Here is a 529-nt window from a genome sequence, read left to right as displayed (position 1 = left end):
AGTAGTCGCCAAGTTGACCGCGACTTCGTCGGTCACCGAAGGTGGCGACATTACCTACACCGTGACGCTGACCAACAAAGATGGCTTGCCGATCAACAGCCACGCCGAACTGTATTTCCATCTTAAAGACGGCACTACAGTCGTGGTTCCGGCAAACAGCACCGTGGGTTCGGCAACCGCGACAGCGCCGGATAACGTGTATGTCGGCGCTAACCCGCCAGTGCAGAACGCCATCGAATCGGTAAGCGGTGCGGATGTCTGGAAGTTTGAACAACTGACGCTCGACAAGACGCCGGTCAGCACCACCGTCACTGACGAATCAGGCTCGGGCACTCCAGGCACCGGTAACCAGGGCGATCTGGTGCAGGTGACCATTACCGCTGACCAGACTTCGGTCGCGGAAAACGTCAAACCAACCTTCACCGTCCATGTGAACACTGCACTGGCTCATGACCTGGTCGTGACCCTGAGCAACAATGCTCAGGTCACCATCAAGGCCGGCCAAACCAGTGCTTCGTATGAGCATGCG

Annotated in this window: 1 protein-coding gene; it reads left to right on the top strand. The window is 57.5% G+C overall.

Annotation, left to right across the window (positions count from 1 at the left end):
- The coding region (locus IAE36_RS23475; protein ID WP_328822878.1) for an immunoglobulin-like domain-containing protein at positions 1-529 on the top strand (529 nt) is incomplete at both ends.

The sequence above is a fragment of the Pseudomonas sp. S36 genome, from assembly GCF_016647875.1.
GTDB lineage: Bacteria > Pseudomonadota > Gammaproteobacteria > Pseudomonadales > Pseudomonadaceae > Aquipseudomonas > Aquipseudomonas parafulva.
Note: the sequence above shows the minus strand (reverse complement) of the source record. Positions and strands in the feature narration are given on the sequence as shown.